Origin of the sequence: Protofrankia sp. BMG5.30 (genome assembly GCF_001983005.1) — a bacterium.
Classification (GTDB): Bacteria; Actinomycetota; Actinomycetes; order Frankiales; family Frankiaceae; genus Protofrankia; species Protofrankia coriariae.
Genome location: NZ_MOME01000046.1, coordinates 35792 through 51513, shown reverse-complemented (window position 1 = coordinate 51513; position 15722 = coordinate 35792). Strand labels below are relative to the sequence as shown.

General features: G+C 71.3%; 13 protein-coding genes. 3 read left to right on the top strand and 10 right to left on the bottom strand.

Going from position 1 to position 15722, the window contains the following annotated elements; genetic code table 11:
* Window positions 1-427: 427 nt before the first annotated feature.
* Window positions 428-2002 (top strand): O-antigen ligase, encoded by a 1575-nt coding sequence (locus BL254_RS21065; RefSeq protein ID WP_139342432.1) that lies wholly within the window; start codon window positions 428-430, stop codon window positions 2000-2002.
* Here BL254_RS21065 and thrS read toward each other — a convergent pair.
* The 7 genes from thrS to BL254_RS21030 all read right to left on the bottom strand — a co-directional run bounded on the left by thrS (window position 1956) and on the right by BL254_RS21030 (window position 10674).
* A complete protein-coding gene (thrS, locus tag BL254_RS21060; protein WP_076844728.1) occupies window positions 1956-3788 on the bottom strand; it encodes a threonine--tRNA ligase in 1833 nt (610 codons plus the stop codon). The two genes, BL254_RS21065 and thrS, sit on opposite strands and share 47 nt — an antisense overlap.
* Before the next feature lie 346 nt (window positions 3789-4134).
* A complete protein-coding gene (locus tag BL254_RS21055; protein ID WP_076844727.1) occupies window positions 4135-5115 on the bottom strand; it encodes an SDR family NAD(P)-dependent oxidoreductase in 981 nt (326 codons plus the stop codon).
* A complete protein-coding gene (locus BL254_RS21050; RefSeq protein WP_047224234.1) occupies window positions 5115-6200 on the bottom strand; it encodes a hypothetical protein in 1086 nt (361 codons plus the stop codon). The genes BL254_RS21055 and BL254_RS21050 overlap by 1 nt, the downstream gene beginning before the upstream one ends.
* Window positions 6201-6216: 16 nt before the next feature.
* Window positions 6217-7434, bottom strand: a complete 1218-nt coding sequence (locus tag BL254_RS21045) for a DegT/DnrJ/EryC1/StrS aminotransferase family protein (RefSeq protein WP_047224259.1) — start codon at window positions 7432-7434, stop codon at window positions 6217-6219.
* A gap of 5 nt (window positions 7435-7439) precedes the next feature.
* On the bottom strand, window positions 7440-8150 hold the full coding sequence (locus BL254_RS21040; RefSeq protein ID WP_200902489.1) for a sugar phosphate nucleotidyltransferase: 711 nt from the start codon (window positions 8148-8150) through the stop codon (window positions 7440-7442).
* Window positions 8044-9198, bottom strand: coding sequence for a sugar transferase (locus tag BL254_RS27900; protein WP_076844723.1), 1155 nt, complete (start codon window positions 9196-9198; stop codon window positions 8044-8046). The genes BL254_RS21040 and BL254_RS27900 overlap by 107 nt, the downstream gene beginning before the upstream one ends.
* A gap of 237 nt (window positions 9199-9435) precedes the next feature.
* A complete protein-coding gene (locus BL254_RS21030) occupies window positions 9436-10674 on the bottom strand; it encodes a glycosyltransferase family 4 protein (RefSeq protein ID WP_076844721.1) in 1239 nt (412 codons plus the stop codon).
* A 199-nt stretch (window positions 10675-10873) separates the two neighbouring features.
* Between BL254_RS21030 and BL254_RS21025 the strand changes: the two genes are divergently transcribed.
* A complete protein-coding gene (locus BL254_RS21025; protein WP_047224237.1) occupies window positions 10874-12271 on the top strand; it encodes an oligosaccharide flippase family protein in 1398 nt (465 codons plus the stop codon).
* A 139-nt stretch (window positions 12272-12410) separates the two neighbouring features.
* On the opposite strand, the gene BL254_RS21020 is transcribed toward BL254_RS21025, so the two are convergent.
* The 3 genes from BL254_RS21020 to BL254_RS21010 form a co-directional block, all read right to left on the bottom strand.
* Window positions 12411-13625 (bottom strand): glycosyltransferase family 2 protein, encoded by a 1215-nt coding sequence (locus BL254_RS21020; protein ID WP_052914803.1) that lies wholly within the window; start codon window positions 13623-13625, stop codon window positions 12411-12413.
* Between the two features lies 1 nt (window position 13626).
* The gene (locus BL254_RS21015) at window positions 13627-14430 is read right to left on the bottom strand and encodes a bifunctional 2-polyprenyl-6-hydroxyphenol methylase/3-demethylubiquinol 3-O-methyltransferase UbiG (RefSeq protein ID WP_139342430.1); all 804 of its coding nucleotides are present in this window, start codon (window positions 14428-14430) and stop codon (window positions 13627-13629) included.
* Window positions 14431-14622: 192 nt separating this feature from the next.
* On the bottom strand, window positions 14623-15117 hold the full coding sequence (locus BL254_RS21010) for a hypothetical protein (protein WP_047224238.1): 495 nt from the start codon (window positions 15115-15117) through the stop codon (window positions 14623-14625).
* Window positions 15118-15209: 92 nt separating this feature from the next.
* Here BL254_RS21010 and BL254_RS21005 point away from each other — a divergent pair, with 92 nt between their 5' ends.
* The gene (locus BL254_RS21005) at window positions 15210-15701 is read left to right on the top strand and encodes a helix-turn-helix domain-containing protein (RefSeq protein WP_076844719.1); all 492 of its coding nucleotides are present in this window, start codon (window positions 15210-15212) and stop codon (window positions 15699-15701) included.
* Window positions 15702-15722: the final 21 nt, after the last annotated feature.

Below are 15722 nucleotides of genomic sequence, written 5' to 3'. Positions count from 1 at the left end.
CCGCTGGCCGGGCGACCGTGGACTCGAGCGCAGAAGCTTCCACGACCGGATCATCGAAAAGCTGAGCGCGGACCCCGCGTGGGAATGAGGCACGCACTGCTTGAGGCACGCACTGCTTGACGTGGCCTCGTCGCGGTCGCCACCCGCGTTTGGCGTAGGCGAACTACCGCGCATGCGGGGCCTGCGTGTGGCTGGGCCGGCATACGGTCGACCATGACAGGCGGAGACATGGTGGTGACGGACCGGAGACGGGCCAGCGACGGACCAGTGCCGCGCGGACCGGGAGGGTGTACGTGCCTTGACGAGTTGGCCGAACGATCCCCGGCGTCACGGCCGCCCGGCGACGGTGATGCGGACAGTCCCCGCGTGGGCCGCCCGCCTGCGGCCATCGGACGCCGGACGGTGTGGCGCGGTGGAACCCGGCCTGGTGAAATCTGGTGCGACAGCGCCCGGCAGGCCGGAAACGGCGGTCGCCGTAGCCGCCACCGTCGGCGCCGTGCTCGTCGGTGCCACCATGGCCGAACGGGTGTGGGTGGGGCTGGCGCTGCTCGTGTTCGTGCTGTATGTCGCCCTGGCCGTCGTGGATCTACGGCTCGGTATCGCCCTGTGGACGCCAACGCTGTTCCTCGAGGCCGTCCCGGCCTTCAACCTTGCCGCGAAAGCGGCCGGTCTGGTCCTCATCCTGCGTTGGCTCGTGGCACTGCGCGGACCGGCAGGACCAGCAGGGCCGGCACCGCGGACGGCGGGGTGTGGCAGCGTCGACCTCTCCGCGCTTCGGCAGCGGCCGGGGCTCGTCACCGTGGGCATGCTGTTGCTGACGTCGCTGTCGCTGTCGCTGCTGTGGGCCGTCGACATCGGGGCCGCCGCCACCGACCTGTGGCACTGGTGGGCACTGGTAATGATCTTCGTCGTGGTGGGTACGGCAATGGCCGACATGCGGGCCGTCCGCCTGGCCGCCGGCGCGTTTCTCGCCGGTGCGGTGCTCTCGGTCGCCGTCGGCCTGGCCGGCGCCGGCCCGTGGCCGAGCAACCCCGCGGGCCTGGCTGGAGCCCCCCGGTTGCAGGGCGGGGCGGGTGATCCCAACTTTCTCGCCTCGTGGCTGGTGGCGGGGCTGATCCTGGCGGTTGGTCTCATCGCGGCGAGCGAGAACAGGGCGCTGCGCCGGCTCCTGCTCGCGGCCAGCGGCCTCGCCGCCGTCGGGCTCGCCGCGACCCTCTCCCGTGGGGCGTTCGTCGCCGCCGGTGCCAGCGCCCTTGCCGCGCTCGTCCTGCTGCGGCGCCACCGTCGGCGGGTGGCCGGGCTGATCCTGCTTGTCACGGCCGCGGCCACCGCCTGGCTGGCGACGTCGCCCGCGGCCTGGGAGCGCATCACGACGAACGACCGCGGGGACGGCCGGGTGGACCTGTGGAAGGTCGCCTGGAGCGTCGTGCGGGACCATCCGGTCCTGGGGGTCGGGCTGAACAACTACACGGCGGTGGAGAGCGACTACGTGCGCCGGGTCGGGCCCGTACCCTGGCTCGACATCATCATCAGCCGCGCGCACGAGGTGCACAACGCCTATCTCCAACTGCTCGCGGAGAACGGGATCGTCGGGGTAGCGCTGTTCCTGGCTTTTCTCGTCCTCTGCCTGCGGTCGATGTTCCTCGCCGCCCGGCGTTTCGAGGCGCTCGGTGACCGGCGGAACGCGGCGGTGGCGAGCGCGGTTCTGCTGGCCACGTTCAGCATGGCCGTTTCGGGTGTCTTCCTGTCCAACGCCATAGACAAGCGCCTGTGGTTCCTGCTCGCGCTGGGGCCGGCGCTGCTGCGGGCGGCAACCGACAGTCCGCGCCCACCCGTGGAGCACGCGTCACCGCCGGGTGTCTTTCTCTCACCAGCAGCCTGTGCGGTGGAAGAAGGACGCCCGGCGGGAAAGGAAGACCGGAGACCCGGAGACAAGCCCGGTGTCCGGGACGGGATCAGCCGGCCGGATCCAGGTCGAGGGTCATGGCGCGGTCGGCGATGAGCCGGCCCAGCTTCTCGATCAGTTCTGGGACGGGCCGTGAGCCCAGGTTGCGCCGCCCGCGGGCGCGGACGGACACCGAGTCGTTCTCCAGCTCACGGTCACCGATGACTGCGACGTAGGGCACCTTCTGCTGCTCGGCCCTGCGGATCTTCGCCTGCATCGTGTTGTCGCTGTCGTCGAGTTCCGCGCGGATTCCCGCGTCGACCAGGCGGCGCCAGACGGCGGCGGCGCCGTCGGCCTGCCGGTCGCTGATCGGGACGACCCGCACCTGCACCGGGGCGAGCCACACCGGGAACGCCCCGGCGAAGTGCTCGATGAGGAACGCGACGAAACGTTCGTGCGAGYCGAGCGGCGCCCGGTGCAGGACAACCGCCTGCTCCGCCTCACCGTGCCGGTTGGTGAAGGTCAGGCCGAACTGTTCGGGCATGTAGAGGTCGACCTGGTTCGTCGACGCGGCGAACTCCCGGCCGGTGACCGAGGTGAGGATGAAGTCGACTTTCGGCCCGTAGTGCGCCGCGCCGCCGATGTCCTCGATGTAGGGAATGCCGGACCGTTCCATGGCGTCGCGGGTGATGCGTTCGGCCTCCTGCCACATCAGCTCGTCGCCGTGGTATTTCTCGGTGTTCTTCGGATCCCGCAGCGCGAGGACCATGTGGTAGTCCTCGATGCCGAGCTTGTCGTAGTAGAGGGCGTGCAGCCGCATGACGGCGAGGAACTCGTCGATGGCCTGTTCCCGCGTGCAGTAGATGTGCGCGTCGTTCTGGGAGAAACCGCGCACCCGCATCATCCCGAACAGCTGACCGGACCGCTCGTAGCGGTAGACCGTCCCGTATTCGGCGAGCCGCAGCGGCAGTTCCCGGTAGCTGCGCGGGCRTGCCTTGTACACCATGTGGTGGTGCGGGCAGTTCATCGGCTTGAGGTAGTACTCCTCGCCATCGATGTCGATGGGCGAGTAGAGGTCGTCCGCATAGTACGGAAGATGCCCGGAGATGTAGTACAGGTCGCTCTTGGTGATGTGCGGGGTGACGATGCGCTGGTAGCCGTGGGCGCGTTCGACCTCCCGCGCCCAGGTTTCCAGCTCGTCGCGGACGATGGTGCCGTTCGGCAGCCACAGCGGCAGCCCCTTGCCGACCGCCGGGCTGAAGGCGAACAGGTCCAGCGCCTCACCGATGACCCGGTGGTCCCGCTTCTTCGCCTCCTCCAGCTGCCACAGGTAGTGACGCAGCTCTTTGGGGGAGTCCATCACGGTCCCGTAGATCCGCTGGAGCTGCTGGCGTTTCTCGTCGCCTCGCCAGTAGGCGCCGCTGACCCGCAGCAGCGCCACCGCGTCGGGATGGATCGCGCTGCTGTCCTCGATGTGCGGCCCGCGGCAGAGGTCCTCGAAGTCGCCGCTTTCGTAGACCGACAGCTCGACCGGCCCCTCGATCGGCTCGCCGTTGTCGTCGACGCCGCCGGCGACGATGTCGCGGATGAGTTCCAGCTTCAACGGCTGATCGGCGAACTTGGTGACGGCCTCGTCCGCGGTCAGCTCGTGCCGCTCGAAGTGCACGCCGCCGCGGATGAGGGCGCGTACCCGCTCCTGGAGCTCGGCGAGGTCCTCCGGGGTGAGGGGGCGCGGGAGCGCGAAGTCGTAGTAGAAGCCGTCCCGGGTCGGCGGGCCGACGCCCAGCTTGGCGTCCGGGAACTTCTCCAGCACCGCGTGGGCGAGCAGGTGCGCCACCGAATGGCGTTTGGCGTAGAGCGTGGATGCCCGGTACTCGGCGTCCGTCTGGGGGACCTTGCTCATGACCGCCCCCCGCTCTGGCTACCGTGGGCGCCGGTCAGCGATGACCGGCCGCCGGGCCTTCTCTCACACATCACGTCGTCCTTGCCCTGTCTGCCCTGTCCGTGTCTGCTGCCCTGCCCGCCGGGTCCGCATGCCGACCCCCACGGGCGTGGGGAGCGGTCGGCTCACCGGTTCGGCGGCGTCACCGCCGTGGCACCGTCCGGCATGATCGGACACACCCGTGGTTGGATGCGCCGGTGTCCCGCCGCCGACACGCCCTGTTCCCAGCAGACCTTACTCGATACGGGAGTCGCCGATATCGACCCGCTGGCGGGGCGGGCGGGGCCGCCGCAGTCACCCGCGGCGGTCATCTCGAGTATTCACCGACGCGGAACCGGCTCATGTTCGACTTGATCCATCCGATTGTCGCCGTGAGCCCGGCGTCGAGGTCGACCCGGGGGGCCCAGCCGAGCAGCTCGCGGGCCAGCGCCGGATTCGACACCAGCCGTGCGACCTCGCTGTGCGGCGGCCGCAGCCGGGTCTCGTCGACGTTGACGGTCAGTTTCCGGCCCAGCAGGTCGCCGACCGCGGTGACGAGTTCCGCCACCGAGACGTCGTGCCCGGTCCCCAGGTGGACGGTCCGGCCGACGGCGGCGTCGGACTCCGCCGCGGCGAGGAAACCGGCGACGGTGTCCGAGACGAAGGTGAGGTCCCGGCGGGTGTCGAGCTCCCCGAGGCGCAGCGTCCCACCGGCCAGCGCCTGCGTGATGACGGTGGTCGTGACCGCGCGGGCCGACTGGTGCGGGCCGTAGGTGTTGAACGGCCTGAGCACGGTCACCGGCAGCTGGTGCGAGCGGTGGAACGCGCCCATCAGCTGGTCGCCGCCTGTCTTGCTGGCGGCGTAGGGGGACTGCGCCGTCAGGGGATGCTCCTCGGTCATGGGGATGGTGCGGGCGGTGCCGTACACCTCGCTCGTCGAGGTGTGCACGACCCGGCCCACCCCCGCGCGCAGCGCGGCCTCGGCGACGTTCAGCGTCCCGAGCACGTTCGTCTCGAAGAAGTCCCGGGCGTTGACGTAGGAGTACGGGATGGCGATCTGCGCCCCGAGGTGGAAGACGACGTCCGCGCCGCTGACCGCCCGCTGCACCGACTCGACGTCGCGCAGGTCACCGAAGAGGACCTCCATGTCACGTACGACGTGCTGGTCGTGCCATTCCAGGCTGCCCCTCTCGCCCCGGGAGTTGTACCGGAGAAAGGCACGGACGCGGCTGCCACCGCGTACGAGCGCGGYGGCGAGATGCCCGCCGATGAACCCGCCCGCCCCCGTGACGAGCGCTGTCCGCGCCATTACCGGGCGGGCCCGGTCGGCTGGCCATCCAGCGCCCGCACCGTGGGGGCCACACCGGCCTGTGTGTCCACCGTGGACGCCTGCGGTCCGGGCGACGGGGACGCGCCGTCGGCCGCCGCCGTGTCCGCTGCCGGTACCGTGCCTGCCGATCCCGTACCCGCCGGCATCACGCCCGCGGATGTCGTGCCTGCCGATACCGTGCGGGCGGACCCGTCGTCCCAGGCGGAGCCCTGCCGGCCACGCCGTGCGCGGGCGAGCCGTTCGGCCGTGATCGCCGCTGCCGCCCCGAGGACGAGGCCGGCCAGCGTACTGATCGTCAGCACCAGCCAGGCCGGGGCGCCCGCGGCCGAGCGCGGGACCGCGGCGTCCTGCAGCAGCGACATGGTGGGATCACCGCTGTCGCGGACCTGGCCCAGTTCGACCAGCCGCTGCTCGAGGCCGGCGGCGGTGACGCTCTGCTGGCCGGCGGCGTCGCCGCTCTGCTGGCCGGCGCCGCCGGGCTGGCTGCGCAGCGCGTCGAGCCTGGCCTGGGCCGCGCGGGCCGAGGAGTCGGCCAGCCGTCGCAGCGTGGCCTGCCGGGTGTCGATCAGGGAGTGCGCGTACGTGTTCGCGACATCCGCCGCGGTCCTCGCCACAGAAGCGCTGGCCACGACCTCGAGAATGTTGGTCTGCCCCTTCGGCGCCACGTCGACGGTCCGCTGGACGCGTTCCGCCGTCCAGGGCGCGCCGAGCCGGGTGGCCGCGACCTGTGCGATGTCACGGTTGTCCGCGGCGGCGGCGGCGGTCTGGATCGTCCTGATCGGGTCCCCCAGGTCGCGGACGAGCGGCAGCCCGAGCAGGCTGTCGTCGTCCTGCGCCAGCGGTGTCACGAGAACGTCCGCCCTGGCGTGGTAGGTGGTCGGCCGCAGGGCGAGCGCCAGCAGACCGCCGCCGAGCGCGGCGAGCGTGACCAGGGTCACCAGCAGCCGGTGTGCCCGAAGAGCCCGCAGGTCGCCGGCGGGACGCTCGTCGTCCCACCCCCGCGCGGGGCCGTCCCGCCACGGCGCCGGAGACGACGGTGTGGGCCTCTCCGTCGGCGGCTCCATCGATGGCTCCACGTCGTCACCTCGCAGCCGTCTCGTCGCTGGTGTCCCGGCGCCGGGAGCTCGTTCTGGCGAGCGCCAGGGCCTTCCCCGTCGCGCTCACCACCTGTTCCTGCTGGTCGTCGCGCATGTGGGCGAACATGGGCAGGGTGACCGTCCGCGCCGCGTACCCGTCCGTCAGCGGGAGTTCCCGCCGGGGCGACCCCGGCGGGGCGGCGTGGACGGTGCTGCGGTGGACCGGCGGATAGTGGACGCTGGTCTGGACTCCCCGCTCGGACAGGTGGCCGCGGAACGCGTCGCGGTCGACGTCCGCGGGCAGGACGACGGCGAACAGATGATGCGAGCGGGCGCATCCGTCATCCACGGGTTGCCCCGGGACCGCGTCCACGGGGTGGCCCGGGATCACGACGTCGAGGTCGCCCAGCGCCTCCCGGTAGCGGGCGTCCAGCCGGGCCCGCCGCTGGTTCTCCGCGGCCAGCCGCCGCAGTCGGCAGGCGGCCAGCGTGGCCCGCGGTTCGTCGATGCGGTAGTTGTAACCGAGCGCGACGACGTCGTACGTGTGCGCGTGGCCCTGGTGACGGTCCCAGGCGAGTGTGGTCATGCCGTGGGAGCGCAGCAGCCGCACCCGGTCGGCGATGTCCGGGTCCGCGGTCACCACGACACCGCCCTCGCCGACCGCCAGGTTCTTGTTCGCGAACATGCTGAAGGCGCCGGCGGTGCCGAAGGTGCCCAGGTGGCGGCCGTGCCACCACGAGCCGGCGGCGTGCGCCGCGTCCTCGAGAAGGATCAGGCCGCGGCGGGCGCACAGGTCGCGCAGCGCCCCGATCTCCCCGGCGTGCCCGCCGTAGGCGACGTACAGGACGGCCTTCGTCCGACTGGTGATCACCTGTTCGCAGCTGGCCGCGGACAGCCACGGCCGCGCAGGCCCGGCGATGTCGGCGAAGACCGGGGTCGCGCCCGTGTAGCGCACGGCGTTGGCGGTCGCCACGAACGTCAGCGACGGGACGATCACCTCGTCGCCGGTGGTCAGCCCGACCGCCAGGCACATCAGGTGCAGCGCCGCGGTCCCGTTCGTGACCGCGACCGCGTGCCGGGTACCGACGAAGCGTGCGAAGAGGTCCTCGAACTGACGGGTCCGCGGGCCCATGCTGAGCCATCCGGACCGGTAGGTGTCGGTCACCGCCCGTAGATCGTCGTCCTCGACGACGAGATCCGACAGCGGCACGGCCCAGTCCATCACTGTCACTGTTCCGTGAGCAGGGCGACGTCCTGGACCGCCCGCTCGTATTCCTGCGGTGTGCCGATGTCGTACCAGGGGGCGTCGCTGGAATATGCCGCGACCTTCTCACCGGCCGTGAGCAGGCGCTGGACCAGCTCCGGGAACTGGCACTCACCGTCCGGGAGGTGTTTCAGCGCCCGCGGCTCGTAGATGTAGACGCCCATGCTCACGTCGTAGTGCAGCGTCGGTTTCTCCCGGTAGGAGCTGACATAGCCGTCCGTGGTCTCGAGCACGCCGAGGTCGATGTCGACCGGGTTCTTGTGGGTGGCGATGGTCAGGGCGGCGCCGGTCTCGACGTGGAAGTCGACCAGCTCGCGGTAGTCGAGGCCGGTCAGCACGTCGCCGTTCATGGCGATGAACGTCTGGTCGAGGTCGGGGACGGCCCGCAGTGCCCCGGCCGTGCCCAGCGGTCTTTCCTCCCAGTGCCAGTGCAGCTCCAGACCCGGTTCGAGTCGGGCCTGGGAGAAATAGGCCGCGATGAGCCCTCCGAGATAGTTCACACAGAGATCTATCCTGGTCACCCCGACGGCCCGCAGCCGGTCGATGATGTGCTGCAGGATCGGGCGTTCACCGACCGGCACGAGTGGTTTGGGGATGATTGTCGTGTACGGGCGCAGCCTGGTGCCGAGCCCGCCGGCAAGAACAACCGCCCTGATGTGCGACAGACCGCTCATCCCGTTCATCGACATCCCCGTCCTCGGCCCTCCGGTGCGGAACCCGCCTGCTTCGGCAGACGGCCCGTCCGGCTCGCGTGGAAGAATTCCGGACCAGCCGGAAGAGCTCTCCTCGCCCGTCACGTCCGACAGTTTTTCCGTCGTGTTCGGGCTTTCTGCGAAGCTCGGTTCTCCTGTCCCGTTCTGTTTTCCCGTCATATTCGACGTCGAAACGGCAGAACAGCACGAGTGGGGTCCACAGCAGCAGTTTGCAGTCGGTGGTGAGCCGCCGGTCAGCGGCGTACAGGCGGTCGAGCCGCACCTTCTCCGGCAGCAGGTCGTCGACGTAACGGCGCACCGGATCCCCGTCCTGCCCGGCACCGATCAGGTCGCCCTCGTCCCGGAAGACGAGCTGGGTCCATCCCGACAGGCCGGGACGGACCGTCAGGATCTCCTGGTAGGCCCGCGGGTGCAGGGCCACGAACCGGGGATCCTCCGGTCGCRGGCCGACCAGGCTCATCTGCCCGCGCAGGACGTGCCACAGCTGGGGGATCTCGTCGATGCGCCGGCGCGCGAGAAAGGCGCCGATACGGGTGAACCGTTCGTCGCCAGCCGCCGTCACCGGCGGCCCCGACATTCCCATCCGCATCTTCCGGAACTTCAGGACGGCCAGTGGCCTGCCCCGATGGCCCACCCGCAGCGCCCGGTAACACACCGGCCCTCTTGATTCGATCTTGATGGCAAGTGCGATCAGGAGTAGCGCCGGCAGGGCCAGCAGCAACAGAAGGGCCGCCAGCAGCATCTCGGCGGCCAGCTTCGTCCCGGCGAGAAACACCTCCCCACGGGTCCGCCCTGTCGTGCCCGCCGTGGTGGGCCTTCCGCCGAGGACGGGTCCTTCGTTGAACGGGCGTCCCGCGGCCGAATCCGGGCGCTGCGCCACCGGGTGTTCCGTTGCCGCGGTTTCTGCCGCCGGGTGTTCCGCCACCGACGTTTCCGTCACCGATATTGTGGTGAGAGCCCGCCGGATGTGCCCGGTCGTCCCGGCCACGGCGGTCGTACGACGGACCACGTCCTCCCCCTGCTTTCCCCGTCGACCGGTGGCGTACCGCCGGCCGGGCCGGGCCCGGGATTCCCACCGGATCCGGCGTCCGGAAGCCGGACTGGACGGTCCCGGGGCCAGGCACTCCACCGGTCGCCAGCGGGCCTGGAAACCGCATCGCCACCGTACGTCCGCCCCCGCCGCCACCGGCTCCCCCATCGGCACCAACTCCCCTACGCCGTATGTGGGTGGCGGGAGTCGTCCGGGTCACGCCTTCTCCCCTGCCTCCCCGGCGATGAAGCGGGCGACCCGGCTCGCCTCGGCTTCCAGGGTCACCGCCCGGGCGGTGACCAGGCCGTGGGCGACCAGACGATCCCGCAGGTCGGCGTCGTCGACGAGACGGTTGATCGCGGTCACCAGCCGGCCGACGTCCGAGGGCGGCACGAGCAGGCCGGCGCGCCCCCCGTCGAGCGCGGCGCGCACACCGCCGACGTCGGTCGCCACGACGGGCGTCCCGCAGGCAAGGCCCTCGATCAGCACCTGCGGCACACCCTCGGTGAACGAGACGTGCACGAGGATGTGTGCCTGCCGATAGAACCGCAGCAGGGCCGGGCCGAAGGGGACGTACCCCTCGAACACGACGCGTCCGTCGACGCCGAGCCGGCGGGCGTGCCGCCGGACCGCGTCCTCCAACGGCCCGCGGCCGAGCAGCCGCAGCACATGGCGCCCCGGCCGCTGCCGCTCCAGGTGGGCGAGCGCGTCGACGAGCAGCAGGGGGTTCTTCTCCCGGTCGATACGGCCGACGGCGAGCAGTTCGACCGGTCCCGTCCAGTCACGCCGTGGCACGGCCGCGGCGATGTCCCGGGCGGGGACCAGGCTGACCGTCATCGGCAGGACCGCCGGCCGCCGCCGCTCGCGGCCGGGCGGCCCGTCCCGCCGGCGCGAACGGCGACGCCGGGAGCCGTACCCGCGGGCGAGTTCCGTTCCGACGACCGTTGTCGGCAGCCACCGCGCCAGCAGACGGTAGCCGCTGTCGAGCGCCCGGACCGGCACGAGCGCCGGCGCCCACCGGCGGCCGGGCAGGCGGCTGCGGAAGTACGCGGGGGTGTCCTGACGGACCCCGAGGACGACCCGTCTGCGCCGCAGGAGAGCAAGCGCGATCAGGACCATCGCGAACGGGTTCGGCCCGAGCACCCACACGACGTCCACCCGCGCCAGCCCCCGCCACATCCCGGTGACGGTGCCGGCCGCCGCGCGCGCCAGCGCGCCCAGCCGGCGCAGGCTGGCGTAGTACGGCAGCGCGACGAGTTCGGTGCCGGGCGGCAGGACGTGGTCCGCGGGCCGGTCCGCGCGGAGCGTGCGGCCGAAGAGGACCAGCCGGTCGAAGTGCTGCCCGACCGCGCAGGTGAAGAGGAGGAACGCCTGGTCGGCGGAGATCCGCGGACCGGCGGCGGTCCGCTCGAGCTGGAAGACGTCGTCGGAGTAGACGCCCAGACGGCCGTGCATGTTCKGTCATCCTGACCCGGCTCCCGGCAGCGGGCCAGTCGCGGCACGCCGGCCGCGGCGGAGACGGCGGCAGAGACGGCAACCGCAGGACCGCGAGCCGCTGGCCTGCCGTCCGCCGGGCTGGCGGGCCAGCGGGAGCGCGCGGGAGAACGCACGGCTGTAAGCGGATCGCGAGCGGCAAACAGCGGACGGTGAATATATGCTGCCCAGGATGGCCGCGCCTTGGTGGGGGGATGGTGACGGCGGCCCCCGGCATCCCAACTTCGTCTCGTCGGCGCTCGCGACCTGGGGCACACAGCTTGCGGTCGCTGTCCTCTCGCTCGCCAACGTCCTGGTCGTCGCGCGGTCGCTGGGTGCCACGGGCCGGGGCGACGTCGCCTTCCTCACGGTGATCGCCTACGTCGTCTCCCAGCTCTCCCTGCTGGGCGTGGAACAGGCGAACGTCAACTTCGCCTCGGCCGAGCCCGGGCTGCGACCGGCGCTGGCGACCAACTCGGTCCTGCTCGCCCTCCTGCTGGGGACRGTCGCCGCCGGTGCGGTCGGCGGTCTGATCGCGCTCTTCCCCCAGGTCGGCGGGCATTCGTCGGCCGGGTTGCGCTGGCTGGTACTCGCCTCGGTCCCAATGCTGATCCTGCAGGTCTATCTGCTGTTCCTGGCGCAGGCCGACTACGCCTTCGGGTTCGCGAACGCGGCGTACCTGCTCGCCCCGCTGGTGAACGTCAGCGTCAACGGTCTGCTCGCCGCGCTCGGCGCGCTCAGCGTCGGCGTCGCGGTCGCCGCCTGCATCGGCGGCCAGCTGCTGGGCACCGCGCTGATGGCCTGGTACGTGGGACGCCGCGCGGCCGGGTTCGGCCGTCCCGACCTGCGCCTGGCGCGACGGTCGCTCGGCTTCGGGATGAAGGCACACGCCGGGCAGACGATGCTGCTCGCCAACTACAAACTCGACCAGTGGCTGGTGGGCGCCATCGCCGGCGCCCACCAGCTGGGTGTCTACAGCGTGGCGGTCGCCTGGGCCGAGGCGCTGTTCTACCTGCCGACGGCGCTGGCCGCCGTGCAGCGGCCGGACCTGGTGCGTTCCAGCGGGGGTGATGCCGGCCAGGAGGCCGCGGCCGTGTTCCGGGTCGCGGTCCTGACCACGCTCCTGATCGGCGCCGGTCTGGTCCTTGCCGCGCCTTTTCTCTGCGTGACCGTCTTCGGTGTCGAGTTCCAGGACTCGGTCGTCCAGCTGCGTGTTCTGACGGCCGGCGCGTTCGGGGTCGTCGCGCTCAAGCTGCTGGGCAATGCGCTGACCGCGCGGGGGAAACCGCTGCTGGAGACCGCCGCGGTGGGCATCGCGTTCGTTGCCACGGTGGCGCTCGACATCGTGCTCATCCCCGGGCACGGCGGTGTCGGGGCGTCGGTCGCCTCGGTGCTGGCGTATTCGGCCGGTGGGATCGCGGTCGCGATCATCTTCGCGCGGGCGTTGGGGGCAAGTTGGGGCAGTCTTGTCCCGCGCTGGCATGACGCGCGTGTGCTCGGGCGCGTCGGCCTGCGCTTCTCGGCGCGGCTGGTGCCGTCCCGGGCGGCAACGGCGAACACGTTCCGCGGCGACGGGTAACCCGTTCTCCGCCTGCCGGAAAACCAGGGTGGGACGTCGCGGAAATCTGCCGCGTCCGCCCCGGTTTTCTGGTTTTCTGGACCCTGTCAGGATCTGCCGGGGCGGGACGCGGCGGATTTCGCTTCAGCCGTTTTTTGTCTCAGCCGGGTCGCCGTGGCCGGTCGAGAACTCCTCGCAGGGTACCGAGAGCGTAACCCGCGTGCAGCGCCCCGAAACAGGCCGTGACCCTGGCGGTCATCGCCGGAAATCCGTCCGGGCGGCCCCCGACGACGGTCGTGTCGGGAACGGGCCCGTCTCGGCGCGCGCGTCTGACCGCCATGGCCGCCGACAGCGACGCGGCGGCAGAATATGCCAGCACAGCAACGGCAAGGGCCGTCCGTGTCCCGGTGGCGTCGGCCGCCCGACGTGTTCTGGACGCGCAGGCCGACGCCCCCGCCAGCCCCACCAGCGCGAGCAGAAAGGACGCCGGCGCCAGATGCCGGGGCCGGAGCATGCCGTGGTGTGCCCGGCACACCCGTACTCGGGCACGGCCATATCGGTAGTACTGGCGGAACACGGCCCGCCAGGAGGGACGGGCCAGGTAGTGGAACCCGATCGAGGTGTCGAGCACTATTCGGTAACCGGCCCGCCGCAGCCGCCAGTTCAGCTCCTCGTCCTCGCCGTAGACCATGTCGGGGTCGAAAAGGCCGACGCGTTCGAGCGCCGCGCGCCGGTAGACCCCGCACTGGACGGTGTCGACGAACGCGTGTTCCGTCCGGCCCGCGTACCCGCTGTCCCCGACACCGAAGTGGGACGTGCGGGCGAGCGCGGCAGCCGCCCCGAAGCGGGTGTCACCGTGCTGCCGTGGCCGCCCGCCCACACAGGCGACGTCGGACGGGCCGTCCCGCAGCGCGGCGACGGCGCGGCGCAGGAAGTCACACTCCGGGTAGCCGTGCGCGTCCACCTTCGCGACCAGGTCGTTGGTGGAGAGCCTGATGGCGAGGTTCAACGCCGTGGGCAGGACGCGGCGCTGCCCGTCAGCGATCACTGTCAGGCGCTGGTCGGCGGCTGCCCGCTCGTCGGCGATCGCGACGGTGCGGTCCCGCGAGCCGCCGTCGACCAGCCAGATCCGCACCAGTTCCGCCGGGTAGTCCTGGGCCAGTACCGCGTCCAGGCAGCGGCCGACGTGGCGTTCCTCGTCATATGTCGAGATGACGACGTCCACCGTTTCCGCGCCTGTCGTCTCCCGGTCCGCCGCCTCCTGGCCGGTTGTTTCTCGTCCGGTTGTTTCTCGGCCCGTGCTGTTCTGGTCTGTGGTGTCGCGCTTACCGGCCGGCGGTGCGGCACCCGCCGTTCCCGTGTTCTCGGCCGTCATGTCAGGACGCCGGGTGACAGGCCGTGTCCGGCGCGCCGATCTCCTCGGGAGGCTCTTTCTCGGAACGCTCGTCCCCGGCGTGTTCCGCGCCGTTCCCGTGGTCGTTCCTGCGGGCGACACCGGTGATGATGTACCGCCAGTTCTGTGGTGTGACCCGTTCGCACAGAGCCCGGTCGACGGCGCCGAGCGCCCGTCGCTGCCGTTCGGAGCGGCCGAATCCGCCGAGTATCCCCAGCGTCGTGTAGTCGACCGTCCCGAACGCGGACAACAGCCCAACGGCCTCCGTGGCCGACAGATAACCGCATCCCTTCCGACCCCAGCCGAAGTGCGTGCGGAAGAAACCGTGGATCCGCGTCCCGGCCGCGTTCTCCGCGAACCACAGCTCGCCGCCCGGTTTCAGCGCCCGGTACATGTTCGCGATCGCCTTCCGTTGCGGGACGGGCCAACTGTCGCCGCCGGTGGTCATTCCCGGGAGCAGGGACTTGAAGGCGACGATGTCGAAGGCGGCCACGTACGGCATGTTCAGCACGTCGATCCGCTCGTAGGTGACCGCGTCGCCGATGCCGTACGCGGCGTGCAGCCGCCGGGCGGCCGGTGACGGTTCCTGAAGGCCGGAGCACACGACCTGGAATCCCTTCGTGGCCAGCCACAGCGAGAGACCACCGTGCGTCCCACCGAAACCGATTTCCAGAACGCTGGGGGTGGCCGCGGCCACCCTGCTGTGCTCCTCCCAGAAGGACAGGCACCTCGACCAGTTCGTCACGTCCCAACCGATGCTGTCACGGACGAGGCTTGCTCGGTTCATGTTCGCTCCCCTGCCCGCGCGCGTGCGTGAAGTAACCGGATCCGGCCCCTACCGTCGATATTCAGTTACAGAAAGTGATATTTGTGGCGGTCTGGTCTGTGGCTCGCCCGCGACCCGGACCTTGTCCGACAAATGATCACCGGTTTTGTCCCAGCGTGGGTTCGCGGAGCCGGCGGCTGGGTGGTCGGCCCGTTACGGCAGGCGGGCGTGTTCGGCGCGGCTGGCGGCGATGCGCGCGGCCGCGAGCGCGCGGGCCCGCCCGGCGTCGCCGGTGAGCCGGGCGAGGATCGTCGCGAGCGGCCTGATCTGCCCGTGYCCGCCCCAGCGGCCCTCCGGAATCTCGGTGGGGAACACCCAGACCCGGCCGGGATCGCGTGGCCAGGCGCCGTTCTCCGCGTCCAGGAGCGCCTCGGTGACCTCGGCGATGACGCCCGCGCGCGCCCGCTCGTCCAGCTGCCCCTCGGGTACGGACGGCACGACCTTGTAACGCGGCGCCTGCGCGGGCGCCCCGCCGACGTAGACGGCGGCCGGTCGGTGCACGAACACCCAGGAGACGGACCGGGTCACCGGATCGGCGGGGTCGAGTCCCTCATGGCGGATCAGGATCTCGGTGATCCGGTTCACCAGCGCCGCCTCGGCCTCGGGCTGGAGCGTGCTGTCAGGGATGTACACGTCGAGCATGGGCATGGTCTCGTCTCCTGACTTTATTTTGTCAACTCAGAGCGGACCATAGGGAAGCTGGATGGAGATTGTCAACTCAGGTGCGGTAGGATCCGCCCATGGGGGCGCGGCGGATCGACCCGGTGAACTGTTCGGTGGCGCGCGCCTTGGCGGTGGTGGGCGAGCGCTGGTCGCTGCTGATCGTCCGTGAGGCGCTGGACGGCGCACGCCGGTTCAGGGAGTTCCAGACCCRCCTTGGCATCGCCAGCAACCTGCTGGCCACCCGGCTCGACACCCTGGTGGCGGCAGGAGTGGTGCGGCGCGTCCCCTACCAGGAGCCCGGCGATCGGCAGCGCTTCGAGTACCAGCTCACCGAGCAGGGGCTGGATCTGCGACCCACACTGGTCGCGCTGCTGGAATGGGGCGACAAGTACCTCGCCGACCCGCGGGGGCCGTCGGTCGTCGTCCGGCACCGGCCCGCCACCGACGAGGACGCCTGCGACGAGCCGGTCAGGGTTGTTCTCGCATGCGCCGCGGGGCACACCCATCTGCCGCCGCACGCCGTCCACCGTGCGCCCGGACCAGGTGCACGCTTCCTGGACACCACCTGACCGCCTGACCGCGCATCCCCT